Source organism: Paenibacillus wynnii (genome assembly GCF_030812855.1).
In the GTDB taxonomy this organism is placed as follows: domain Bacteria; phylum Bacillota; class Bacilli; order Paenibacillales; family Paenibacillaceae; genus Paenibacillus_AQ; species Paenibacillus_AQ wynnii_A.
This window is the reverse complement of the sequence record NZ_JAUSTK010000006.1, coordinates 73549-97547: the sequence shown is the minus strand read 5'-3', so window position 1 is coordinate 97547 and position 23999 is coordinate 73549. Positions and strand designations below refer to the sequence as shown.

The 23999-nt window shown below is 44.0% G+C and carries 21 protein-coding genes and 1 pseudogene; 16 read left to right on the top strand and 6 right to left on the bottom strand.

What is annotated here, in order from left to right:
* The first annotated feature begins 119 nt into the window (after window positions 1-119).
* The 3 genes from J2T20_RS08395 to J2T20_RS08385 all read left to right on the top strand — a co-directional run bounded on the left by J2T20_RS08395 (window position 120) and on the right by J2T20_RS08385 (window position 2240).
* The gene (locus tag J2T20_RS08395) at window positions 120-614 is read left to right on the top strand and encodes a hypothetical protein (protein WP_307587382.1); all 495 of its coding nucleotides are present in this window, start codon (window positions 120-122) and stop codon (window positions 612-614) included.
* A 185-nt stretch (window positions 615-799) separates the two neighbouring features.
* Window positions 800-1315, top strand: a complete 516-nt coding sequence (locus J2T20_RS08390) for a hypothetical protein (RefSeq protein ID WP_307587381.1) — start codon at window positions 800-802, stop codon at window positions 1313-1315.
* 268 nt (window positions 1316-1583) lie between these two features.
* Window positions 1584-2240: a hypothetical protein gene (locus J2T20_RS08385; protein ID WP_307587380.1), complete on the top strand. Its 657-nt coding sequence runs from the start codon at window positions 1584-1586 to the stop codon at window positions 2238-2240.
* A gap of 427 nt (window positions 2241-2667) precedes the next feature.
* Here the strand turns inward: J2T20_RS08385 and J2T20_RS08380 are convergent, their stop codons facing one another.
* The 3 genes from J2T20_RS08380 to J2T20_RS08370 form a co-directional block, all read right to left on the bottom strand.
* Window positions 2668-2985: a DUF3139 domain-containing protein gene (locus J2T20_RS08380; protein ID WP_307587378.1), complete on the bottom strand. Its 318-nt coding sequence runs from the start codon at window positions 2983-2985 to the stop codon at window positions 2668-2670.
* A 129-nt stretch (window positions 2986-3114) separates the two neighbouring features.
* Window positions 3115-3540 carry a hypothetical protein gene (locus J2T20_RS08375; protein ID WP_307587376.1) on the bottom strand — a complete coding sequence of 142 codons (426 nt, stop codon included), beginning with the start codon at window positions 3538-3540 and terminating at the stop codon, window positions 3115-3117.
* Window positions 3541-3836: 296 nt separating this feature from the next.
* Complete coding sequence (locus J2T20_RS08370) at window positions 3837-4133, bottom strand: phosphatidylinositol kinase (protein ID WP_307587375.1); 297 nt, start codon at window positions 4131-4133, stop codon at window positions 3837-3839.
* Between the two features lie 295 nt (window positions 4134-4428).
* On the opposite strand from J2T20_RS08370, the pseudogene J2T20_RS08365 reads away from it, so the two are divergent.
* A pseudogene (locus J2T20_RS08365) lies at window positions 4429-4656 on the top strand (YmaF family protein); the annotation flags it as partial.
* A gap of 56 nt (window positions 4657-4712) precedes the next feature.
* On the opposite strand, the gene J2T20_RS08360 reads toward J2T20_RS08365, so the two are convergent.
* The 3 genes from J2T20_RS08360 to J2T20_RS08350 are packed head-to-tail and all read right to left on the bottom strand — an operon-like array spanning window position 4713 to window position 9105.
* Entirely contained in the window at window positions 4713-5687 is a 975-nt protein-coding gene (locus J2T20_RS08360) for a sugar ABC transporter substrate-binding protein (RefSeq protein ID WP_307587374.1), read from the bottom strand.
* On the bottom strand, window positions 5668-7290 hold the full coding sequence (locus J2T20_RS08355; RefSeq protein ID WP_307587372.1) for a response regulator: 1623 nt from the start codon (window positions 7288-7290) through the stop codon (window positions 5668-5670). The genes J2T20_RS08360 and J2T20_RS08355 overlap by 20 nt, the downstream gene beginning before the upstream one ends.
* Window positions 7291-7302: 12 nt before the next feature.
* Window positions 7303-9105, bottom strand: coding sequence for a sensor histidine kinase (locus J2T20_RS08350; protein ID WP_307587370.1), 1803 nt, complete (start codon window positions 9103-9105; stop codon window positions 7303-7305).
* Window positions 9106-9365: 260 nt separating this feature from the next.
* Here J2T20_RS08350 and J2T20_RS08345 point away from each other — a divergent pair, with 260 nt between their 5' ends.
* From J2T20_RS08345 to J2T20_RS08290, 12 genes are all read left to right on the top strand, one after another.
* Entirely contained in the window at window positions 9366-10418 is a 1053-nt protein-coding gene (locus tag J2T20_RS08345) for an ABC transporter substrate-binding protein (RefSeq protein WP_307587369.1), read from the top strand.
* 96 nt (window positions 10419-10514) lie between these two features.
* On the top strand, window positions 10515-12026 hold the full coding sequence (locus tag J2T20_RS08340) for a sugar ABC transporter ATP-binding protein (protein ID WP_307587366.1): 1512 nt from the start codon (window positions 10515-10517) through the stop codon (window positions 12024-12026).
* 6 nt (window positions 12027-12032) lie between these two features.
* Entirely contained in the window at window positions 12033-13073 is a 1041-nt protein-coding gene (locus J2T20_RS08335) for an ABC transporter permease (RefSeq protein ID WP_307587364.1), read from the top strand.
* A complete protein-coding gene (gene yjfF, locus J2T20_RS08330; RefSeq protein ID WP_307587362.1) occupies window positions 13063-14031 on the top strand; it encodes a galactofuranose ABC transporter, permease protein YjfF in 969 nt (322 codons plus the stop codon). The genes J2T20_RS08335 and yjfF overlap by 11 nt, the downstream gene beginning before the upstream one ends.
* A gap of 535 nt (window positions 14032-14566) precedes the next feature.
* Window positions 14567-15613, top strand: coding sequence for an ABC transporter substrate-binding protein (locus J2T20_RS08325; RefSeq protein WP_307587361.1), 1047 nt, complete (start codon window positions 14567-14569; stop codon window positions 15611-15613).
* Between the two features lie 139 nt (window positions 15614-15752).
* Window positions 15753-16928 (top strand): GntR family transcriptional regulator, encoded by a 1176-nt coding sequence (locus J2T20_RS08320; RefSeq protein WP_307587360.1) that lies wholly within the window; start codon window positions 15753-15755, stop codon window positions 16926-16928.
* Between the two features lie 273 nt (window positions 16929-17201).
* The gene (locus J2T20_RS08315; protein ID WP_307587359.1) at window positions 17202-18467 is read left to right on the top strand and encodes a glycoside hydrolase family 125 protein; all 1266 of its coding nucleotides are present in this window, start codon (window positions 17202-17204) and stop codon (window positions 18465-18467) included.
* A gap of 33 nt (window positions 18468-18500) precedes the next feature.
* A complete protein-coding gene (locus tag J2T20_RS08310; RefSeq protein WP_307587358.1) occupies window positions 18501-19802 on the top strand; it encodes an ABC transporter substrate-binding protein in 1302 nt (433 codons plus the stop codon).
* Between the two features lie 69 nt (window positions 19803-19871).
* Window positions 19872-20759: a carbohydrate ABC transporter permease gene (locus J2T20_RS08305; RefSeq protein ID WP_307587356.1), complete on the top strand. Its 888-nt coding sequence runs from the start codon at window positions 19872-19874 to the stop codon at window positions 20757-20759.
* A 33-nt stretch (window positions 20760-20792) separates the two neighbouring features.
* Complete coding sequence (locus J2T20_RS08300; RefSeq protein WP_307587354.1) at window positions 20793-21680, top strand: carbohydrate ABC transporter permease; 888 nt, start codon at window positions 20793-20795, stop codon at window positions 21678-21680.
* A gap of 34 nt (window positions 21681-21714) precedes the next feature.
* The gene (locus J2T20_RS08295; RefSeq protein WP_307587352.1) at window positions 21715-22758 is read left to right on the top strand and encodes a glycoside hydrolase family 76 protein; all 1044 of its coding nucleotides are present in this window, start codon (window positions 21715-21717) and stop codon (window positions 22756-22758) included.
* 42 nt (window positions 22759-22800) lie between these two features.
* On the top strand, window positions 22801-23838 hold the full coding sequence (locus J2T20_RS08290) for a glycoside hydrolase family 76 protein (protein ID WP_307587350.1): 1038 nt from the start codon (window positions 22801-22803) through the stop codon (window positions 23836-23838).
* Window positions 23839-23999: the final 161 nt, after the last annotated feature.

Here is a 23999-nt window from a genome sequence, read left to right as displayed (position 1 = left end):
ATCTTCATAGGCAGATACAACCATTCCCCTAAGATTAGATATCTAAGGGGAATGGTTGTCGTGAATACAGGAGCGTTATGTGAAAGCAGCATAAATAAAAGATTGAAAGAGTGATATGAATGACTGGATGCAGATATTTATTAATTTCTTCTAATGGAGATAAGATTATAAAGATCTCTCAACCCAAAGATCACAAATATAAGTCTGTACCTCAATTAGCAAATCAGAATGTACTTGAGGTCATTTTATTTTACAAAAATAAAGACAGGAAGCCATATCAATTGCTTACGTTCGAATTTGACCGATTCCGATTAGATTCCAATGGTGATTATGAAGAAAAAGAAGTAGATAGGAAAAGAGCATTTCATAATTTCTTTGCTTTTGTAATGCCTAGTTTACTCGAAGAAGTAGAAGATAAACCAATATCTATACCTGTCGCTCCAATAGTTCCAACCGATAGTGAAAAAAGATTATTATACAATTACATAAATGAGATGATACCTAACTTAGCAACTGATGCCCCGTATGTAGTTGAGAGTAAAATTAAAGCATCGAGAGAGAAATATGAAGAGATTAAAAACATGGCAAAGAAATCAAAGAACCGACTTAAGTAGTTCGAAGAAGATGCTGACATCACATAACATTATATTCACGTATCGGGCATACGCCTTTGGTCGGCAGAGGGATTTCGGGGAAGCAGAAACAGCCCGACACACCCAGCATTCGCTGGGCGTCGTGAATACGGGAACATTATGTGAAAGTCTTGCAAAAATCTATAAAAAAGCGAGAGATCAAACACATGAAAACAACCTTGGGAATTACATGGGAAGATCTCGATAATTACATTGATTTTAGTGAATCAAGGATATTTTTTAACTCATCATTTGATCACATGGAGTCCTTTAATGTTTGGGGAATTACAATATTAAAAGCCGCAGAATGCTATAAATTAATCAAGGAGCCAAGTAATCTAGTAGAAGAACAGGATATATTTGTTGCCGGTTTATCCGAAGTACGACTGAGTAAGGTACACTCAGGAAGTTTAGAAGTGGCCCTTTATGATCAAAGCGGGCATGGATTTATTAGAGATGTTAATAACAACATAGTAAGTATAAGTAGTAAATGGGGATCTAAAGAAATGAGAACAACCAAATCCCTTACGTTAAATAGCGTGATAGATTGGCCATTTGGATTTGGTGATCTAAAGCTTAATCTAATGGGGGATATACAAATCACAATAGAAACCGATTATATCGTTTCCGTTAACGATTATATAATGGATACTTCAAGATTTGGGTACAAGAAGAATAGCTAGAATTATTTATTGTTGTTCAAGATGGCAAGTCCTTCACATAACAGAGTTTTCACACTGCGGGCCATACGGCCCTAGGATCGCAGAAGATAATTAGCCAGGAAGCGGATTCAGGAGATCAACCTTGCGAGTTAAGTCTGTCGGACCAGACACTTTCGCCCTAAGCCTCTCGGGTTCACCGAATACACCAACGTTATAAGAAATCCCCATAATGACATATACATACTACATTATCAAGCATAAATCTTTTTAAATGAAGGTGGTATCAAAAGTGGGAGAAGAGTTGAAGATGGAGCTTGCTTTTAAGGTCAAAGATATTTTCAATCCTGATGATAAGCTTGCAAGATGGGTATTGAAACTCGCAATAGCTAGAAATGATATGTTACATGTTCATAAACAACTATTAGAGGCATTCGATGCAAATTCGGATAATAATATTGGCGAAAGCGTATATTTATTCAGAATAGCAGTCTCTCATTTAAGAGAAATAATAAAATTGACAACGTTTGGTTACGAGAATCAAAATATTAATAGTTTTATTCGAAAAATGGATTTAGAGACTCAAAAACACTATGAGATGCTTATATTTACAAAGAACGATTTATTTTTGAATGAAGTATTAATCCCTATAAGAAATAACCTCTTTCATTATTATGATAAGGATAAAGATAAGGAATTCAATGAAAAACTTAATCAAATGGATGATATAGAAGGGAAAATCAAAATTACTGGGAATTTCATTAAAGATGTAGATTATGTTTTTGCAGATGAAGTTTCTTTCAACATTAGTCTTGGGAATATATCTTATGAAGATTTTGTAGTTAGGGTTAAAGAAATAAGCAGTTACATGGTTTCATTTATATCTGCAGCAGATACAATTACAGGGAAGTACTTAGATACAAAGCGAGAACATATTAGAATAATTTAAAAATTTATGAAAATATGTGATCAGAAGAGTTATTTATGTATTTCCAGGAAGTAGGGCGACATTTTATTATAACAATGTGTTTACGCATCGGGGCATACGCCCCTCGCTCCCGGAATATAGGTCGGAGATGTAGATGCCAGTCACATCCATTCCACAAACCGCATTGCGGCCACCCTTAGAGGGGGCTTGAGTTAATGAACGTCGTGAACACGGAAATGTTATGTGAAACCGTCACAAATGTTAAATTTATAAAACAGGAGGTATATCAATGCTAGGTCTAATTTTATTACAAGAAAAGCCATAGTTGAAGATCAATAAAGTAATTGGAGAGCAAAAAAGATTCTATATAAAGGTGAATTCTGGAAAGCAACTTTATAATCCCTCCCCAAATGTTAAAAAGCTTAAATGAGGTCTAATCGTCTTTAGCTTAATACTTTTCTTCGTGCTTGTACTTAAATTCAGGATCAACACCCCTTAAGGGCGCACAACTATATTGATAAATTCGTCCGTTCTCTTTACGGTAGAAGTATCTAGCATTTACTTCATCTTGGAAAATTACTGTCGTACTAACAAGTGGTAGTTTTCCGAATTCTGTGTACACTTTTAAAATTTCTTTTTGACTATAACCCTTATCGGCCAAATATTTACCAATTTCTTTATTTGAATTATTCTTGTATGAGTGGATAGTCAACAAACCTATTCCTAAAATTATAAAAACTACAATTAAAACCTTCTTATTAATCATTTAAGTACCGCTCCTATCTACGTAATCCCGGTTATCTCTGTCTTCAAATATTCAATGATATTTTTACAAATAAAACGGAAAAAAACCAGTCAAAAGTGCCGTGTGACTGGTTGTATGATCGTGTTGCGGTTATTTAATTTTATCAATTTTAAATATAAATTTCCATGAAGCAGAATTGCCAGAGTATCTACCCCGATTTTCAACAACCTGCACCGTCATAGATTTATTTTGGGATGATTTAAGTGAGGAGACCTTTAGAGTTGTGGTTGCTTCACCATCATCAGGAATACTATCCTGCTCTTGTGCTTCAGCGTGCAATTTTATTGTACCAGTTGAACTCACGTTTAATGTAATGGATTCTCCATCTGCAAGTTCTGTGCCGTTTACAAATCCCCCCCACCACCATTCGTTACCTACATGATTATTCTCCACTAAATCTGCACTCACAAAGGTAACTTTTACTTTCTCAGTTTTTCCAGCAGCTAATAAAGGTTGGGTATTGAAGATGAATACAAAAATCAATAATGCACCTAATTTAAAATAGTTCGATTTCATTAAAATGCCTCACTATTAATCGATTTTTTACCAATTATAGCAGCAAGGGCGATGTAGTTCTATAGTCTCGCTAATTGTCTATATATATATTGTCAAGATGCGTAAAGTTGCGAAATACGAATTGTAATGTCTGTACCTATTGCCTCGGTTACATTGTTGCTTACATTGAAAGCAGTGGACTTCCTTCAATGACATGGGGGGTACTCGGAAGCATGTAAGAAAAACGGTCGCCTAACTAGTCTCGCGACTTGTTAGACGGCCGTTTTATGTTTCGGAGACTCATATCCCCCAATATGTCAAATGAAAAATGAAAGAAGAAATAGGTCTCTAATCGAAAAAAAAGGAATGCGTCGATGAAAAAAGCGGCGTCTTGGAAAAAATCCTGGATGGAATCCGAATTGTCTATAAGTAGATTCTTGCGCTGGCATTCCGTTCATTCCATCAACCATTTCATTGGTTGGAATAGCAAGGGTGACATAGTCCTTATCGACGTGAGCAATAAACCCGTCAAATGATTGACCGTCAGTCGTTGTAATACCAACATATTTATTCATGCAACTCCAACTGATCTGTTGATATTGGTTTGCGTCCATAAATAACCTCCTAAGGTATCAAGTAAATGTACTCGACATCAGTCTATGGACTTTAACCTATAACGTTCACGGCGTTTGCCTATAAGGAAAGATCTTTGGATGAATTTTACACTAACTTGGTTACGAATATTAGCCACAAGGAGCTGGCGAAAGAATCAAAAGGAAAATGATGCTTAATAGCAATTAAACAAGGCTTTTGCCTAACACATCTATATTTTGAGATTAATAAGATACTTATGTTCAACCAACTCAGAGGAGGTATGGTTAGAAATGAGTAAACAATTATCAACATATAGTTACAAATCAAGTTATCCCTGTAGGTAACAGTCATGTTCACGAGATTGATCTTACGCATACCGATTTCTTAAATCATTTTCATAATCTGAAAAAAATAAGAACAGGACCCGCAATCTCTGTTGGTAACGGCAAACACGTACACTTCGTACAAGGTGTAACCACGCTAAATGACGGTCATAAACATCAATTCAATTTTGCTACATTAATTCAACAGCCTCTAGTATAATGATGTGTCCCGAATTATGAGCGTTAAGAAGGTCAGAAAAATTTTCCTGCCTTCTTTTATTTTCTTATGGACCCTATCTCCCTAATCCCCGAATCCACAAACTCCGGCACTGTCTTTCCCGTATTTGCCGAAAGCAAGGTATTGATAATGCTTTCGCCCCAGTGATCTTCGTTCTGTGAAATGACGGACGTCAGTTGGCCGTTTCGAAGGGCTTCTTTTACGGTGGGTGTCATTCCCAGGGTCAGCGCATACCGTTTCAATCCCTTGGCTTTCCAGATTAGGGTGGAGGTTGAGCCGGAAACGAAATCTAAGCCGATAAAAGCGTTAAAGTGGGGATGAGCATCAATCATTTCTTCCAGTTCCGTTGTGGCCCGTGTCTCACTGCCCTCGTTGAAGCGAACCTCAAGTACATCAATGGTAGTCTCGGTGTTCAAATAATGAAGGAGGCCTTCCAGCCTTTGGCTGAGTCCGTACATTTGGGACATACCGGCTTCCACAAGGATCATACCTCTACCTTTTAAAAGACGGCTTACTGCTTTGCCCATGGTTACACCCGTCTCGTAGTTGTCCGCTCCAATGAAGCTAAGTCGATTGCTGCCGGGAGCGTCGGATTCAAAACAGACCACAGGGATGCCGCTGGCAACCGCTTTATTAATCACGGGAATAAGCGCTTTAGCATCTACGGGATCGATAGCGATTCCATTCAGCTTTTGCTTAATCATGGTTTCCATGATCCGAATCTGCTGTTCCAGATTGGCTTCGTCAGGAGCTTGCACCATTAGTCTAATATTATGGTCTTTCGCTGCTTCCTCTGCATTCTGTGTAATAACCTCGTAGGTGGGGTTCACCATAGGATATATAATGCCGTAAGTACGAGGGGGTTCATTTTGCTGATCGGACGCCTTCTGCACGTTGCTATCCTGCGCCGCTATGTTCTGATCCCCAGCTGAAGGCGCTGATTGGCAGCCTGAGAGGAGCATTCCAACAGTCAACAGTAAGCAGAATAAACGGTTACGCTTTTTGACGTTCATGATTCTTCCTCCCGTGCCGTTCCTGATCTATGAGGCCTTTCTCGTCGGCAGTCCCTTGTTTGCGATATTCCATCGGAGTCATGCCGGTCACTTTTTTGAACTGATTCGAGAAGTAATGCTGATCGTTGTATCCTACCTCGAAGGCAATCTCGAATGTTTTATGGCGAGTGGTTTTTAGTAGTTCCATCGCTTTGCGGATTCGGGTCCCCGTGAGATATTCGGTCATGGTCTGGCCTGTTACCTGGCTAAATACCTTGCTCATATGGCTTGGACTCACGCCGATTTGTCTGGAGATATCTTGCAGGGACAGCTGATCATCGTTGTAGCATTCGGAGATATATTGCTTGACCTTGCCAATCAGATCGCCATATTTGTCAGAGCCTTCGGAGCGCCATTTCCACAGTTTGTCGAGCAGGAATGTCAAATAATTCAGGCAACCCTCAAAGTCAGCAATGTTCTTAATAGACTGCTGAAGCTCCTCAATTAGTTCAGTGGGGTCCTGTGACGTTTGAAAGCTTTGTTTGGCGGTATGAATCATCTCAAGCGACAGGTCATTCAGCAGATAATAACCGTACATGGAGCTTTTCCAATTCATCTGAACCAGACCCGCAGCAAATTCGCTTATAAAAGTCGGAGCCTCCGATGGGGTGCCTATTTTTAAAAACTCAATAAATCGGTTACGGTCAAGCAGTACACTGTCCACAACTGCGTCAAATGAAGCACTACTCAAGGATGTCTGGTTTAAGCTCGAAATCCGTTGTCCATTCTTGTCTTCTTCGGCTTCAAGATATGAGGTATGTATACCCTGAAGGCGTTCATGGACATTACCGATACCGACCGGGATGTCAAACTGGAAATTCTGTTCAATGCTTTCATGAATGGTGTTGACCGATTGGACCACTTTTTCCCGGAGTGTTTCAGCTTGGTTTCCTTTATGTATCCATACGGTCTCTGTACGGCTTCGTTTGAAGATAAAGCTGTCCGCTGACTGCGCCAACTGGTCGTTTAAGAAGGAGTCTATTTTTGTTATCGGAAGGCTATCCTCTCCCACTTGGGCTGCATTAGGGAACCGAAGGTCAAAGACAACTACCGAATAATAATTGGCAGACAGATTAAGATTCATATAACTTGCGGCTTCTATCGCTTGGGCTGTACTGATTAACCCCCCGCATAGATCGGAGAGAAGCTTCTCTCCTGTATAAGAGAATTTCTTCTTAGCCCGCTGCTCTTGGTCAATTCGTTCACTGACTCCTTGCAAAAGCTGGATCAGATCGGCTGAACTGACAGGCTTTAAGCAGTAATCTTCAACACCGAGGCGAAGCGCAGATTGGGCGTAATGAAATTCGTCATGGCCGCTTAAAATAATAATTTTGATATCCGGCATTTGCTGCCTGACAATGGAGCTGAGTTCCAGCCCGTTCATAAAAGGCATTTTGATATCTGTAATTAGAATATCCGGCATCCACTGCTCAATAAGAGGAAGGGCCACCTCACCGTCTGAAGCGTCTCCGCAATAGGTAAAGCCTTCTTTTTCCCAGTCCACACAAGCACGAATATTTTCACGGATTAGAATTTCATCATCTACGAGCATGACTTTCTTCATGGGTTAACCCCCTTACTTTTTAGGTATCCGGATTGAAATTTGCGTACCTTCTCCGTCTGTGCTCTCCAGATGAACACCGAAGCCTTCTCCAAAATAGAGGCGAAGCCGCTGATGAACATTCTGCAGACCAAAGCCGCCTTCCATACTGTCTTCCTTAGCACCTGCATCAATTTCGATGGGTGTGTTCAAATGCTGACGAAGGAATTCAAGCTGCTGCGGCTTTATTCCAATTCCGTTATCCGTCACCGTTAGGACGATTACAGTGTAGTCTTCTATATGGCCTTCTATGGTAATCAGACCTTTTCCCCGCTTGTTTTTAATCCCGTGATAGATCGCATTCTCAATCAACGGCTGGAGGGTCATTTTTAAAATAGGGTAGACCTGAAGCTCCGGCGGCACTCTCATTTCATAGTCAAGGATATCCCGGTATCGCATCTGTTGGATGACCAGGTAACTTTCCGCATGCTCCAGTTCAGTTTTGATGGAAATCCAATCCCGGCCTTTGTTCAAGCTGATCCGGAAAAAACGGGATAATGCCTTTACCATATTGACTACGCTGTCACTTTTCCCGGCTTCACTCATCCAAATGATGGAATCGAGGGTGTTATATAAAAAATGAGGGTTGATTTGCGCCTGTAGAGTACGCAGTTCCGCTTTTTGTACCTGTTCCTGCTCTCGGATACTCTTTTCAAGCAACATCTTAATCTTCTCTAGCATGATGTTAAAGCTCTTGCCGAGATCTGCAATTTCATCCTGTCCCGTAGGCTTCACCTTTGCTTCCAGATATCCGCTTGCCGCTAAACGCATCTTGTTCTGCAGCAACTGCATGGGCCGAGTGATTCGCTGCGTAAGGAAGAAGTAGAGGGTAAGAGCAAATATGGCGCTAAGTATAACACTGACGATAATCAACTGCCGGATTCGATTGGCTTCAGCCACAATTTCCTGCAGAGGGGCCATCCCGATGATTTTCCAACCCGTAGACTGAGAGGTCGTATATACTACAAACTTGGGTTTGCTATCTGTAGGTAGAACAAAGCTGTCACGATTCGATTTCTGCCACTGCGGCAAATTCGTCTGATGGACGAGTTCACTGTCTTTAGGGCTAATCTTAGGTACAAAAATGGGCAAATCCTTCTGATCTAAAATATAAAAGAAACCCGTCTTGCCAATCGTAACCTTGTCGCAGAATTGTTCTATGAAGGAATCGTCCAGATCAATAATTATGAATCCAATGACTTCGTGCGTAATTCGCTGTTTCACCGCAGCCATAATTGAAATGACGTTTCGATCCGGATAAGTGAATCCGTCCAGGCGGTCATAATCAGAAGCCCCTGAAGGCGGGATTTTCAGCACAAGATCCGGGTTATTGGTTAAGTCTTGAAAATGCGGGTTTCGCAGCGGATTGCGGCTTTGCTGGAAGACACCCTTGCGTTCACTGATGCCTTTCCCGTAGAGATTAATCAATGTGATGTTGAGGACATTCTCGTATTTGTACGTTTCCCGGTAGAGCTCGAAGGTTTGCAGTATTTCTTTGGCTTCATTATAGGTCTCCGATTGAGAGAAGAGAAAATGGATAACTTCAGGGTTCTTGCTTAACTCCAGCAGCCGCTCCGTATCATCGAACAAAAAGTCAATGTTACGAACGAGCAAATCTGCCGCCAGCATACTGGACGCTTTGCTATGGTCCGAAATGGAGTGATACGACTTCTGGTAAGATACTAGACCTACTGCGATGAGCGGAATAGAGGTCAGAATTATAAACATGGTTAGAAGCTTCGCCCGCAGGCTGGAGGAGATCCAGCGAGTCAATCTCATAGTATCGGTCCCCTCATTGGTTAATCAGGTATTACTTATCCATCATAACTCAAAATAGTGGAAAAGAGAGGCATAAAAGAAAGCGCAATCATAAAGTACACCTTTTGAATAAAAAATTACACAATTATAAGTTCAATCCTTCCCTTGCACAAAAAAACGAAAATTATACCAAAATAGGGCCGTATAAACGGATTTTGTAAGCGGTTTATAATGAGGCCAACACCAAATGAATGGTGATCTTGAAGGGGGAGAAACAATACATGAAAAAAATAGGCAAAATAGGCGCAGCCCTTACACTATCGTTGATGATGATTATGATCTCAGCCTGTGGGAACGGCAATGGCAACAATGGGAATGCAGCAGCCGGAAATAACAAAGCTGAAGCTACGGCAGCAGCAGAGACCGATACAACTGGCAACGATAAAGAAGCGGGCAAACCTCTAGTATTGGGATTCTCCCAGGTGGGGGCGGAGAGCGGCTGGCGCAGTGCTAATACGAAATCCATTCAGGAATCTGCAAAAGAGGCAGGATATGACCTTAAATTCTCAGATGCACAGCAGAAGCAGGAGAATCAAATCAAAGCCCTTCGTTCATTTATCCAGCAAAAGGTGGACGTAATTGCCTTTTCTCCTGTGGTTGAATCCGGATGGGATACCGTCCTTAAAGAAGCAAAAGATGCAGGCATCCCAGTCGTGTTGACCGACCGTGCAGTAGATTCCAAGGATAAGTCGTTATATGTAACCTTTATCGGTTCAGACTTTGTGGAAGAGGGACGTAAAGCGGGTCAATGGTTGAGTGATCAATACAAGGATGCGGCGGAAGATGTAAATATTGTTGAACTTCAAGGAACTACGGGATCCGCACCAGCCAATGATCGTAAGTCCGGCTTCGCGGAAGTGATCGCCAGCAATCCGCACCTCAAGGTCATCGCTTCCCAGACCGGTGACTTCACTCGTGCTAAGGGAAAAGAAGTTATGCAGGCCTTCCTTAAAGCCAACAAAGACATAGATGTACTGTATGCCCATAACGATGACATGGCCCTTGGTGCCATTCAAGCTATTGAAGCTGCAGGTCTTAAACCGGGTGTCGATATCAAAATCATTTCGGTGGATGCAGTCAAGGACGGTATGCAAGCTGCCAGTGAAGGTAAAATCAACTTCATCGTAGAGTGTAACCCATTGCTGGGACCTCAATTGATGGAAGCCGCACAGAGCATCGTAGATGGTAAAACTCTTGAACCGCGGATCGTTACCATTGAATCCACATTCACTTCCGAGCAAGCTAAGGAAGTCCTTGCGAGTCGTCAATATTAATAGACACCTATAACGATAGAAAAGTGAGAAAGTCACTCCATCCGGCTAATTATCGCCACCGGAGTGGCTTTTTCGCTCCAAAAGGAGTGGGGAAAAGTGAGCGATCAAGACCCGATTCTTCAGATGAGGGGGATCCATAAAAGATTTCCAGGAGTCAAGGCTTTATCCAATGTAGATTTTCGCCTATTCCCGGGTGAGGTTCATGCTCTAATGGGTGAGAATGGAGCCGGCAAATCAACCCTAATTAAGGTTCTGACCGGTGTGTACTCCATTGATGAAGGTACCGTTGATATGGAGGGCAGCCCTATTTCAGTTACTAGTCCCCAGGAATCACAGACTGCGGGCATTAGTACCGTATATCAGGAAGTGAACCTGTGCCCCAATCTGACGGTTGCGGAGAATATCTATATCGGCAGGGAGCCGAGGAAGTTCGGACGGATTTTATGGAAGGAAATGAACCGGAATGCTGCCGTTTTGTTGAAGGAGCGCCTTAACCTGGACATAGATGTCACTCTGCCGCTTCAATACTATTCGGTTGCCATTCAGCAGCTTGTAGCCATTGCTCGGGCGCTTAATATTTCCGCAAAAGTGCTGATCCTCGATGAGCCGACTTCCAGTCTTGATCGAAATGAAGTTCAGCAATTATTCGGGATTATGCGGAAGCTGAAAAGCGATGGTCTGGCGATTCTGTTTGTTACGCATTTTCTAGATCAGGTATATGAAATATCTGATCGGATCACTATTCTTCGAAACGGAGAATTTGTCGGTGAATATAGGGTGAACGAGTTGAGTCGCATTGATCTTGTGCTCAAAATGATCGGTAAAGAGCTGAATCTGTTAGAAGAACTGCCGCAATTGTCTCAGGAGTATAAAGACTCCTCCGGGGAAGTATTGCTTACTGCATCTGGTCTCGGACGTAAGGGCTCTATCGAACCCTTTGACTTGACTCTTCATAAAGGAGAAGTGGTCGGCTTGGCAGGTCTGCTCGGATCGGGAAGAACCGAGGTTGCCCGTCTGTTCTTTGGTGCAGATAAGCCTGATCAAGGAGGGATCACGAGCCCGGGGATTGAGGGAGGGATACATTCTCCGAGAGACGCCATTAAGCGAAAGATCGCCTTTTGCTCCGAGAATCGGAAGGCGGAAGGGATTATTGACGACTTGACGGTAAGAGAGAATATTATCCTTGCTCTCCAGGCGTCACGGGGCTGGTTCAGAACTATCTCCCGTAAACGTCAGGATGAATTGGCCGATGAGTATATCCAATTAATGAATATCAATCCGCCTAATCCTGAGCATTTAATTAAAAACCTGAGCGGAGGCAACCAGCAGAAGGTTCTGCTCGCCCGTTGGCTGCTCACAGAGCCGAGACTGCTGATCCTGGACGAACCCACGCGCGGCATTGACGTTGGAGCAAAGGCGGAGATTCAAAAGCTGGTGCTGTCGCTTTCCCGCCAAGGAATGTCCTTCCTCTTTATCTCATCCGAGCTTGAAGAAGTGCTGCGCGTCAGTGACCGTATCGCTGTACTCCGCGACCGGAACAAGGTGAAGGAAATCTCAGGTGAAGAAATGAACCCGCATGAAATCATGCAGGCGATAGCGGGAGGTTGAACTTAAATGAATCGAATGATGAAACATTATCTTTTTTGGCCCTTATGCGTACTTGGAGCACTGCTGCTCTTTAACTTACTCTATTCACCGGACTTCTTTTCCATTGTTCTGAGAGACGGCCATCTGTATGGAAGTCTAATCGATATCCTGAACTTTGGCGCACCCTTAGTTCTGGTTGCTATAGGGATGACACTGGTTATTGCTACAAAAGGAATAGATTTATCAGTGGGCTCCATCGTGGCTATCTCCGGTGCGATCGCTTGCCTGTCTATCAGTAAAGGTTCGGATCAGAGCTCACTGGGTCTGGTCATGACAGCGATCCTGTCCTCGCTCGCCTTGTCGTTGGTGCTCGGACTTTGGAACGGATTCTTAGTTGCCGGAGCAGGCATTCAACCTATTATTGCTACCCTAATCTTAATGGTCGCGGGACGGGGAATTGCTCAGCTTGTGACCAGCGGACAGATTATTACTGTGGATAGCTCAACCTATGAATATATTGGAGCAGGTTCACTTGCGACATTACCCTTTTCGATCTTCATTGTTACTGCAATGCTGATTGTTGCGCTGCTGCTGACACGAAAGACGGCACTAGGTTTATTCATTGAATCGGTTGGAAGCAACCCTACTGCCAGTCGGCTGACAGGGATACGTTCCAATATGGTCATTATATCTGTCTATATATTCTGCGGATTATGTGCAGGTATTGCCGGACTTCTGCTCAGCTCCAATGTATCCAGCGCCGACGGCAATAACGCCGGTCTATGGTATGAGCTGGATGCCATCCTTGCGGTGGTCATCGGTGGCACCTCCTTGAACGGCGGGCGCTTTTATCTGATGGGCACTGTGATCGGAGCACTTATTATTCAAACGTTGACGACTACGATCTACATGATTGGCGTACCGCCTGAGATTACGCTCGTTGTGAAGTCAGTAGTGGTGCTGGCTGTATGTCTGATCCAGTCGGAAACCTTCCGCAGCACGATCATGACCCGTTGGAAGACCCGGAATTATCCCGGAGAGAAGGAGGTTGTCCGTCATGTCCGTTAACCGCAAATTCATTCCAATATTGGTTACGTTCGGTTTGTTCGTTGTCATGTTTGCAGCGGGTTCTTTCCGTTACACCGGATTTTTCTCCCTGCAGGTGCTGATGAATCTGCTGGTCGATAACGCTTTTCTACTAATTACTGCTGTCGGCATGTCCTTCGTTATCCTCTCAGGCGGCATTGATCTATCGGTAGGGTCCATCATAGCCCTGACTACAATGGTTTCTGCAAGCCTGGTTCAACAGCAAGGGTGGCCACCGGCGGTGGTTATTCCGTTGGTGCTTGTTATGGGTTCTGTTTTTGGATATGGGATGGGTGCGATTATACACTATTTCAAAATCCAGCCGTTTATCGTCACGTTAGCAGGCATGTTTCTGGCTAGAGGACTTTGTTATGTGATCAGTATTGATACGATAACTATTGATAATGCCTTTTACACAAGCGTAGCCCAGACTAAAATTCATTTGCCTGGAGGAAGCTTTGTATCCATTAGTGTTATCATTGCCCTCGTTGTTATCGCGGCGGCCATCTATATTGCGCATTACACTCGCTTTGGTCGCAATGTGTATGCACTTGGTGGAAGTGAACAGTCAGCGCTGCTCATGGGACTGCCGGTCGCAAAAACCAAAATTCTGGTCTATACGCTCAGCGGTTTCTGTTCAGCACTCGCCGGTGTAGTTTTCACCTTCTATATGCTGTCAGGTTATGGACTGCACGCAGTGGGTCTGGAGTTAGATACAATCGCCGCGGTAGTCATCGGAGGAACGTTGTTAACCGGAGGAGTAGGGTATGTAATCGGAACCTTTTTCGGAGTGATGATTCAGGGGATTATTCAGACCATCATCAGTTTTGAAGGAACGCTGAGCTCATGGTGGACCAAAATCGTTATCGGATTGCTGCTATTCTTCTTTATTCTCCTCCAGCGATTGCTGATTGCAAGGCGTTCGACCCTAAAGCTATAATGAGGTTAACATCACATCGACATTGGAAGACAAAGCTTTTGTCCTCCAATGTTTTGTTTTGCTATTAACGCGTAATGTTAGTATCACGTAATACTAGTATCGCATAACTTGTAATCTGGCTTTTTAGAGGGCGTTCGGGATACCATAATATGGGGTTAATAAAGAATGTGGGATGGTTCATTGGTTTTCATTCCTTTATTTTACTTTAGTTGCACTTTGTACACTTAAAAAGCCGTCTTTTCTTCCTTTAGCATATATAGATGTATTTTCTGCAACTATTAGGGCCAAATGTCCCGAAACCTTCTACTTTCTCGGTTTTTAATTGTATTTAGTACAACTAAACCAAATTAGTGGTGGGGAATTCTTAAAATAAGTGCATAAAGTGCAATTAAAGTTAATTGTAGTTGTTATATTCTCAAATCACAATCTAATCACATTCAACTCAGCCCATACTTCAAACGCTCTAACACAGACCGTCCGTCAGATCATACTTGAGAACATGTAAGCGATACCAATGCAGATACAGGGGGAGATTATGGGGAAACTGACAAAAGTGATGTTGGTTTTGGTAATGATGCTGCTCCTGGCTGGCTGTATGAGAAGTGGTTCCGGCTCAGGCCAAGCTACTGTTGAACCTGCTTCAGCGGATGAGACTCAGCAGTTGAGTTGGATTCCACCGCTTGATGATGCACCGACCGACCCCATAGTACTCGGCTTCTCTCAGCTTGGATCGGAGAGTAATTGGCGGAATGCGAATACCACCTCCATTGTAGATGCAGCCAAGGAATCAGGGATTACCCTGATTATTGAGAACGCAGAGCAGTCGCAGGAGAAACAATTTGAAGCCATCCGCTCCTTCATCCGCAAGAAGGTTGATGTTATTGCCATAGCTCCTGTAGTGCAAAAAGGTTGGGAGCCCATCCTGCAGGAGGTCAAAAAAGCGGGGATTCCGGTCATCATTCTGGATCGATCTGTTAATGTGGATGATGGCTCGCTATATGTAACCTTTATCGGCTCTGATTTTTATGAAGAAGGGGTAAAGGCCGCCAAATATATGTTAGATAAAATGCGTCATCTTCCCGGTCCTGTAACCATTGCTGAGCTAGAGGGAACTATTGGATCCACACCCTCAATTGATCGCGGGCGAGGTTTTCGAGATACGATTAAGGCCAATTCCCGGTTTCAAATCACTCAAATTCTGCCTGCCAATTTCACCGAAGTGCAGGGACGTAAGGTTATGAAGGCCTTTTTAGAGAAACCAAGGGAAGAGTGGCCTCAGGTTCTCTATTCCCATAATGATGATATGGCACTTGGAGCGGTTGAAGCCATCGAAGAAGCCGGCCTTAAGCCTGGGCAGGATATCATTATCATCTCGATAGACGGCACTCGGCGGGCAGTCGACAGTATGATTCAGGGAAAAATCAATGCAGTTGTAGAATGCAATCCGTTGCTCGGACCACTGCTTATGCAAGCTACCAAAGAAATCATGTCCGGCCGGACACTTCCCAAGCGGATGGTTCCGCCTGAGGACATCTTTACACAAGAAACAGCCGCTGTAGAAGCGCAGGATCGCAAATATTAGAGGGTACATCAAAGGCTCAAGTGAAAGGGGACAGACCCCTACGCTTGGGTCTTTTTTTAGACATATCGACAACTATAATATATCATGATATATTATTATGTATAAACTGAAATAATATAGAGTCAGGAGATAGATGGTTATGAGTGAGTCAACTTCTTCTAAGCCCATGTATGAAAAAATATTTGACGAACTGAAGCAGCGTATTGTTACCAAGGACTATCAGCTTGGGGAGCGGGTTCCCTCCGAGAAAGAGCTGGCTGATGCTTATAGTGTAAGCCGTATCACCAGCAAGAAAGCCCTTGAGATGCTCGCAGCAGAGCAATTAATCGTTCGAAAACCGGGAAGAGGCTCATTTGTGGCCGATCCTGTAATTGATTATTTGGAATCAGGGGCTAATGTAGCCGCGGGCTCTGAGGGATATGCTTCAAATGCAATCAATCATGATGAGAAGACGATTGGTCTGATTATTACCGACTTTGGTAACAGCTATGGGACGGGTTTGATTTATGGGATGGAGCAGGCTGCCCGTGATAATGACTGCTTTCTGGTGTTGAGAAGAACCTTTGGTGACCCTGATAATGAGGAACAATCCATTCAAAAACTGCTCAACCTCGGGGTGGATGGTCTGATCGTATTCCCGGCTCAAGGCGAATATTTCAGTGCGGAAATCTTGAAACTGGTTATTGGGAAATTTCCTCTTGTTCTTGTAGACCGGCATTTGAAGGGAGTCGCAGCGGCTTCGATCAGCACCGATAATATGCAGGCAGCACTTAAGGGTACAGAGTACTTATTCGATCTAGGACATAAGCATATATCCTTTCTTTCACCGCCTCCAGTCGATACGACTGCGGTTGAGGACCGTATTGAAGGCTTTATTCAGGCTCATGCCCAGCGGGGAATTGTGGTTGATAAAGGTCTTTGGGTCAGTGATCTGACCTCTACGCTTCCGAACTCCTTCAATGAGGAGAATATTGAGCGTGATATCTCACGACTGGTGTCCCACTTGAAGAGCAATCCAGCTATAACGGCCCTGTTTGCTATTGAATACAACATTGCATTGCTTGCCAAAACAGCGGTGGAACGGGTGGGTCTGCGAATTCCGGAGGATATCTCCATCATTTGCTTCGACAGTCCGCCGACTCATCTCGGGGGTGGGTATTCCTTTACCCATATGCAGCAGAATGAAGAAGAGATGGGTCGGATTGCCGTGGAGAATGTACTTAGTATAATGGGCGGGCATACCGTTCCTAACAAAGTGATGCTGGAAGCCCGACTGATTCCCGGAGAATCAACAGGATCTGCTAAGCTGTCATAGCTTTCTCATCCATTGGTTAGTGTAAATTCCCTTGATAAGCAGGACGCAATCGTTCATCAACAAGAAAACCTGTCCCCACCGATAGGTTTTTTCTGTTTCTTTGGTGAGTTCTAAACCGCTAATTGTTGCATAATAGTATATCATTATTTATTAATAAACATATTGACATGTGAATAATATACCAATATACTAATCTCATGAAAGCGCTTTAGAATAAGCGAAAAAAGGGGAGGTGTACCTCAGCTGAATTCAATTAGAGAGATACCTGTTTCTATGAATGCGCTGATGGCTCATGTTCAAGAAAAGATGGCGGATCGACCGAAATTGGCTAGGATGTTTGAGAAGTGCTTATCGAATACATGGAATACGACTATAAAACGCAAGGCAGATGGCAGAACTTTTGTAATTACCGGAGATATACCGGCGATGTGGCTTCGGGATTCAACGGCACAGGTCAGACCTTACTTATTGTTAGCCTCAGAGGATGAACAGATCGCGGATATGATACACGGTCTTGTGGAGCGCCAGTTTGCTTATATTGAGCTGGATCCTTATGCCAACGCTTTCAATGATACAGCGAACGGACAGGGGCATCAGGAGGATCAGACGGAAATGAACCCCTGGATATGGGAACGTAAATATGAGATTGATTCCCTTTGTTATCCCATTCAGTTAAGCTATCTCCTTTGGAAAAACACGGGCCGCACCAGTCATTTTAATGAGGATTTCGTTCGAGGAGTAAATAAAATTATTGATTTATGGAAGCTGGAACAAAATCACGAAAGTCAATCCAACTATCGTTTCCAAAGGGTCAATTGTCCTCCTTCAGATACGTTGGACCGCAATGGTAAAGGGACTCTGACCGCTTACACGGGAATGACGTGGTCTGGTTTCCGTCCGAGCGACGATGCCTGTGAATACGGTTATCTAATACCAAGTAATATGTTTGCAGTAGTTGTCTTAAGGTATGTATGTGAAATCGCAAGCTTGATTCTTAGGGATACGGAGTTGGAGGCGTCGGCGAAGCGGCTTGCGGATCAGATTGATGAAGGGATTCGCAGATTCGGTATCATGGATCATCCCGAATTCGGTCCGGTATACGTATATGAGACAAATGGACTGGGACAATTCAATATCATGGATGATGCCAACGTCCCTAGTCTACTCTCAATTCCTTATCTGGACTATGTCGGAGCTGATGACCCTGTTTATGCGAATACCCGCAGGCTTATTTTAAGCAGCACGAATCCTTATTTTTATGAAGGAAAAGCAGCTTCAGGAATCGGCAGTCCTCATACACCCAGCAGGTACATTTGGCACATTGCCTTAGCGGTTCAAGGAATGACTTCTATTAATGAGGAAGAGCAGGAGTATCTGCTTTCCTTAATGGAACGGACAAATGCGGGGACTGACTTTATGCATGAAGGTTTTCATGTGGATGATCCGGGAGAATATACAAGACCTTGGTTCTCCTGGGCAAATATGATGTTCTGTGAGTTCATGTTGATGCATTGCGGTATTCAAGTGAAGAGAGGCTGAGGTTCGCAAAACCATTCCAAAGGGGATAGAAAAATGAGAAAATGGTTGGCTACAGTGATTTCGCTGATTCTGGTTACTGTTCTTGCAGCGGGCTGCGGGGGCAATAATGACCCTGCAAATAAAGGGACGGCCGGAGATGCAGGAAGCGGCAACAGCGGAAAAAAGACGGAGCTCATCTTCTGGGGTGATTGGGGTGGAGAAGGACAAAAGCAGTTCGAGACCATGGTCGATGCTTTTAATAAATCACAGGATAAAATACATGTTAAATATGTGCTTCAACAGGACATGATTACAAAGTTCTTAACGGCAGCCACGAATGGAGGCTCTCCGGATGTGCTGTTCTGGGATCGCTGGCGGACTTCGCTTTACGCACCCAAGAACGTCCTTCACCCTGTGGATGAATATTTAACCCGGGACGGAATTTCAAAGGATGACTTCTATAGTGAATCGCTGACTGAGCTATCTTATGATGATAAATTATACGGATTACCGCTGACTGTTGACGCTCGGGCTCTTTTTTACAATAAAAAGTTATTGGATGAAGCCGGACTCCAGCCCCCGACAACCTGGGATGAGCTTGAGGCCGCAGCTGCGAAGCTGACTAAGTGGAACGGCAATAAACTCGAGGTAGCAGGGTTCTCTATAGGTGATCTCGGTTTGTTCAATATGTACCTTCAACAGGCAGGCGGTTCGATGCTGACTGAGGACGGTAAGACTAACTTTAATAATGACCAAGGTAAGCAGGTACTGGAGTTCTGGGATCGTCTGATGAATAAGGATAAGGTGTATAAGGTTGGTTTTGAGCTGGGACTTGGCGAAGGTCAGGATGCTTTTGTAACAGGTAAGGTTGCCATGCTGTACTCCGGCCCTTGGATGCTCAGTACCTATAATAAATACGGCAAGGACTTGGATTATGGTATTGTTCCTCCTCCAGCAGGTCCAAATGGCGATAAAGGCAGCGTGATGGGCGGTTTCGGGCTGGTCATTCCAGAAGGCTCCAAGCATCAGGATGAAGCGTGGGAATTCATTAAATGGTGGACGGCTAACAAAGATAATGCTCTGTTGTGGGCAAAAACAAGTCTTAACCTGCCGGGCTACAAGCCTTCCCTGGAAGATCCATTCTTCAAGGATGATCCGAAGTGGAAGCCGTTTATGGATACGTTAGAATTCGCAAAAATACGTCCTGCCCACCCTGGTTATTCCGTAATGGAAACTGATGCTCTTGCACCGAATCTACAACTCAACCAACAAAATAAACAAAGTATTGAAGAAACGCTGAAAAAAGCTCAAACAGAGGGCGACAAAATGCTCAAGGATAATGAAGTTGTAAAATAACACAGTGGCAGCGAAAAGGGAGGGTAACCTCCCTTTTATAAGTAATTGAAGATAAAAAGGGGGAGTTGGATGGCTTCCGTCAGAAGGATAGAGAAACATCAGGCCAGAACGGCTTATTTATTCATTACACCCACGGTGCTGCTGTTCGTTGTATTTACGGTCATCCCCGTTGTCATGGCTTTATATTTAAGCTTTACCAATTATGATGTCCTGAGTAAAAACGATTGGATCGGCTTCGATAATTACCGTCGTCTAATCGAAGATAGTCTGCTCTGGAAAACGTTCCGTAATGTGTTTCTGTATGCGGTTATTTTTGTTCCGCTTAATATTCTGATTTCGCTTCTCTTGGCCATATTACTAAGCCGTACGTGGCGCGGTGTAAAGCTGTTCCGAACGCTAAATTATCTCCCGACACTAACATCTGCCGTTGCCGCGGCTACCGTATGGATTTGGCTGCTCCACCCGGAATTCGGCTTGGTCAATGGATTGCTGTCCTATGTCGGAATCACAGGCCCAGCTTGGCTTTCCCAGACCAATACGGCGATGCTGTCCATAATTATGCTTACCCTCTGGCAGTCTGTCGGATCCAATATGATCATTTATTTGGCCGGACTGCAGGGAGTACCTGATTATCTCTATGAATCTGCACGGCTCGACGGCGCAAATAAGCTGGACTGTTTTCGGTATATTACATGGCCTCAGCTTCGCCCGACTACCTTTCTGGTCAGTACAATGTCTATTATCGGTGCGCTGCAGCTGTTTGATCAGGCTTTTGTGCTAACACAGGGCGGTCCGGCTAATATGACCAAAACCCCTGTATACCTGATCTATCAGCAGGGCTTTAACCAGCTTCAAATGGGCTATGCTTCCGCACAGGCATTTGTGCTTGCTATGGCCATTCTGATCTTCTCGCTGATCAATATGCGGATATCGAAGGCGGAAGAGCCGATCGTATAAAGGGCTGCCCATGGAGAAGGAGGCAAAGTTAGAATGAATACTAATGGGAATTCCGCTCTGAAGCGGGGGCTTGGCAAAACTGTTTATTATTTGGCTTGTACTGTAATCGCTATTGTTATGTTTTTGCCCTTTTACTGGAGTGTACTTACGTCCTTGAAGCCGGACGAGGATATATTCGCGATGCCGATTCAATGGTTTCCGTCCCATATCACATTTGAACATTACCATACGGCGTTTACGACCGTTCCTTTCGGTTTGTTTTTTTGGAACTCGCTTGTATTAGCTGTTGCCGGTGTATTAGCAAACTTATTTTTTGGTTCGCTCAGCGGATACGCCTTTGCAAAATTGAAATTCAAAATGAATAAACCGATTTTTCGTATCCTGCTGGCGGCAATGATGATTCCCGGCATTGTTACGATGATCCCGACTGTTTTTGTTCTGCGTCATATTCCGCTTGCAGGAGGCAATGATCTCTTAGGCGGCGGAGGCATGGGACTGATGAATTCGTTCTGGGGCATTATTTTGCCGGGAGCTTCAGGGACATTTGCCGTATTCTTCATGCGTCAGTTTTTCCTGACTCTGCCCAGCGACATGATGGAAATGGCCCGGATTGAAGGCTGCGGAGAATTTATGATTTTCTGGCGAATTTATTTGCCGCTGACGAAACCCGCACTTGCAACGCTCAGTATCTTTACTTTTCAAGCCGGCTGGAACAGCTTTTTATGGCCGATGATTGTGCTTAATGATCCTGAAAAGGCAACGATCCAGATGGGTCTTCAAGCATTCTCTTACAATTTTCAGACGGATTATGGTCCGATGATGGCGGGAGCACTTGTGGCAATTCTGCCGATTCTAGTGTTATTTCTGGCTTTACAACGTTACTTTGTGCAGGGAATTGCATTCAGCGGGATTAAAGGATAGATACCTTATTTTACAAAACTAGGAGAGAAATCATATGAACCCATATAAGCTTGGTATTTGGGAGGAAAGGGCAGACCAAGCCCAGGTTGCGTTGGACGCTTTATTTTGGAATGAATCTATCCGAATGTATAACATCGAAACCCCTTGTCCAAACGGAGAGTGTAACACAATCTTTCATTATTGGTGGATGGCTCATGCGGTGGATGTTCTTGTGGACGGGTTGCTGCGTACGGGGGATGATCGTTATACTACACGCCTGAATGCACTTCACAAAGGCCTCCTGCAACGAAATGGGGGCGTGTGGCCGAACGAATTGTATGATGACATGGAATGGATGGCTCTTGCTTGGCTTCGTGCGTATCAGGCAACGAAAGAGGAAGTCTATAAAGAAACGGCGCTTGTTCTATGGAAGGATATCCAGACAGGTTGGAATACACATATGGACGGTGGAATCGCTTGGCAAAAGTCACAACTGGATTATAAGAATACACCCGCTAATGCTCCGGCTGTTATTTTGGCAGCCCGTCTGTATCAGGCGTTTGCGAACCCCGTGGATTTGGAGTGGGCAGATCGAATATACCTTTGGTTAAAGGAACATCTAGTAGACGCCGAGACAGGATTTGTATGGGATGGAATGAACCGCACCGGAGATGGCTCTATCGATAAGGACTGGAAATACACCTATACCCAAGGGGTGTTTATTGGAGCAGCTGTGGAGCTCTATCGAATTACGAAGGACCCGATCTATCTGGATGATGCTGGCCGGACCTTTACTGCGGCTGTAAAAGAGTTGGCTGACACCCGTACGGGCGTATTGCCGGATGAAGGAAATGGAGATGGAGGACTGTTTAAGGGAATTCTTATTCGTTACTTAGGAGAGTTAGTGAGTGTAGATCCGGAAGCAACTGAGGTAGCTACATTTCTTCGTAACAATGCCGAGCTTCTCTGGGAGAAAGGGAGGTCCGTGGATGAGGTGCTGTTCGGAACCCGTTGGACCGAGAGTCCATTAGGTGTCGTATCCTTAAGTTCCCAATTAAGCGGGATAAAGCTGCTGGAGATGATGACTAAATTGGGTTAATTGGAGGTTATCATTCTGACAGACACTATAAAAACAATCGAAATGAAAAGCTGGTGTGAGCGGGCAGAATGGTTCCAGCAATGTTTGCAGGACAACTTTTATAATCAGACAACCGGTATTATGAATCAATGGTATCCTCGGGAGAACAACCAAGCTGAAGATAACTTCTATTACTGGTGGCAGGCCCATGTCATTGATACTTTGGTAGATGCTTATGAGCGAACCGGTGAATCGGTATATGCTATGAGAATTGAGGAACTCAGCCGCAGTCTTCGGGTCTATAACGGGGGAACGTTTTCACATAATTATTATGATGACATGGAGTGGACCGCACTTGCGCTGCTGCGAGCTTATGTAGCTACAGACAATGATGAATATATGAGAGCTGTGCTAGAATTGTGGGCTGACATCAAGACGGCCTGGAATGATCATTTCGGGGGCGGAATGGCTTGGAAGAAGGACCAGCTAGATTATAAAAACACCCCGGCAAACGCACCCGCTGCTATCCTTGCCGCTCGGTTATATGGAGTTACACATGATCAAGAATATTTGGATTGGGCGATACGCATTTATGAATGGAATAAATCCTATTTAGTAGATCCTGCTACCGGCTTTGTATGGGACGGAATGAACAGACTCGGCGATGGTCAAATTGATTACGACTGGGAATTCACGTATTGCCAAGGGGTATTTTTAGGTGCGGGTGTGGAGCTTAATCTAATTACGGGTAACCGTAAGTACATGGAAGATGCACTTCGAACCGCCGAAGTCTGTATAGATCGCCTTTGCGATCCGGATACATTGATGCTTCCCGATGAAGGCATTGATGACACCGGTTTATTCAAAGGAATCCTGATTCGGTATTTGGTGCAACTGTATCGGCATGTCCCCGATAATGTACGGATGCGCGAGGTGATTATGATCAATGCTCAGCGACTTTGGGAGGCGGGCTTGGATAAGCAGTTGGGTCTGTGCGGCCCATTATGGGAGAATGAACCGCAATTGCCGGTTCAATTGAGTGTCCAGCTCAGTGGACTTATGCTGCTGGAGGGGGCTGCGTTACTGCAAGATCATGAGTAGTGAATGGACGTGGGTTGGCAAATTAAATCAACAGGGGGATTATGCAATTAAAAGGCTGTCCATTTCGCATTTAGCGGATTGGACAGTTACTACTGGGTAGAAACTATCGTTCAACGATTATCGTCCAAAAACTACCCACAATGATGTGACTATAATCTTTA

Excerpts from the sequence above, each read along its gene's own strand:
- J2T20_RS08395 (WP_307587382.1), top strand. The coding sequence starts at position 120 with ATGACTGGATGCAGATATTTATTAATTTCTTCTAATGGAGATAAGATT.
- J2T20_RS08390 (WP_307587381.1), top strand. The coding sequence starts at position 800 with ATGAAAACAACCTTGGGAATTACATGGGAAGATCTCGATAATTACATT.
- J2T20_RS08380 (WP_307587378.1), bottom strand. The coding sequence starts at position 2,985 with ATGATTAATAAGAAGGTTTTAATTGTAGTTTTTATAATTTTAGGAATA.
- J2T20_RS08375 (WP_307587376.1), bottom strand. The coding sequence starts at position 3,540 with ATGAAATCGAACTATTTTAAATTAGGTGCATTATTGATTTTTGTATTC.
- J2T20_RS08370 (WP_307587375.1), bottom strand. The coding sequence starts at position 4,133 with ATGGACGCAAACCAATATCAACAGATCAGTTGGAGTTGCATGAATAAA.
- J2T20_RS08360 (WP_307587374.1), bottom strand. The coding sequence starts at position 5,687 with ATGAACGTCAAAAAGCGTAACCGTTTATTCTGCTTACTGTTGACTGTT.
- J2T20_RS08355 (WP_307587372.1), bottom strand. The coding sequence starts at position 7,290 with ATGAAGAAAGTCATGCTCGTAGATGATGAAATTCTAATCCGTGAAAAT.
- J2T20_RS08350 (WP_307587370.1), bottom strand. The coding sequence starts at position 9,105 with ATGAGATTGACTCGCTGGATCTCCTCCAGCCTGCGGGCGAAGCTTCTA.
- J2T20_RS08345 (WP_307587369.1), top strand. The coding sequence starts at position 9,366 with ATGAAAAAAATAGGCAAAATAGGCGCAGCCCTTACACTATCGTTGATG.
- J2T20_RS08335 (WP_307587364.1), top strand. The coding sequence starts at position 12,033 with ATGAATCGAATGATGAAACATTATCTTTTTTGGCCCTTATGCGTACTT.
- yjfF (WP_307587362.1), top strand. The coding sequence starts at position 13,063 with ATGTCCGTTAACCGCAAATTCATTCCAATATTGGTTACGTTCGGTTTG.
- J2T20_RS08325 (WP_307587361.1), top strand. The coding sequence starts at position 14,567 with ATGGGGAAACTGACAAAAGTGATGTTGGTTTTGGTAATGATGCTGCTC.
- J2T20_RS08320 (WP_307587360.1), top strand. The coding sequence starts at position 15,753 with ATGAGTGAGTCAACTTCTTCTAAGCCCATGTATGAAAAAATATTTGAC.
- J2T20_RS08315 (WP_307587359.1), top strand. The coding sequence starts at position 17,202 with ATGAATGCGCTGATGGCTCATGTTCAAGAAAAGATGGCGGATCGACCG.
- J2T20_RS08310 (WP_307587358.1), top strand. The coding sequence starts at position 18,501 with ATGAGAAAATGGTTGGCTACAGTGATTTCGCTGATTCTGGTTACTGTT.
- J2T20_RS08305 (WP_307587356.1), top strand. The coding sequence starts at position 19,872 with ATGGCTTCCGTCAGAAGGATAGAGAAACATCAGGCCAGAACGGCTTAT.
- J2T20_RS08300 (WP_307587354.1), top strand. The coding sequence starts at position 20,793 with ATGAATACTAATGGGAATTCCGCTCTGAAGCGGGGGCTTGGCAAAACT.
- J2T20_RS08295 (WP_307587352.1), top strand. The coding sequence starts at position 21,715 with ATGAACCCATATAAGCTTGGTATTTGGGAGGAAAGGGCAGACCAAGCC.
- J2T20_RS08290 (WP_307587350.1), top strand. The coding sequence starts at position 22,801 with ATGAAAAGCTGGTGTGAGCGGGCAGAATGGTTCCAGCAATGTTTGCAG.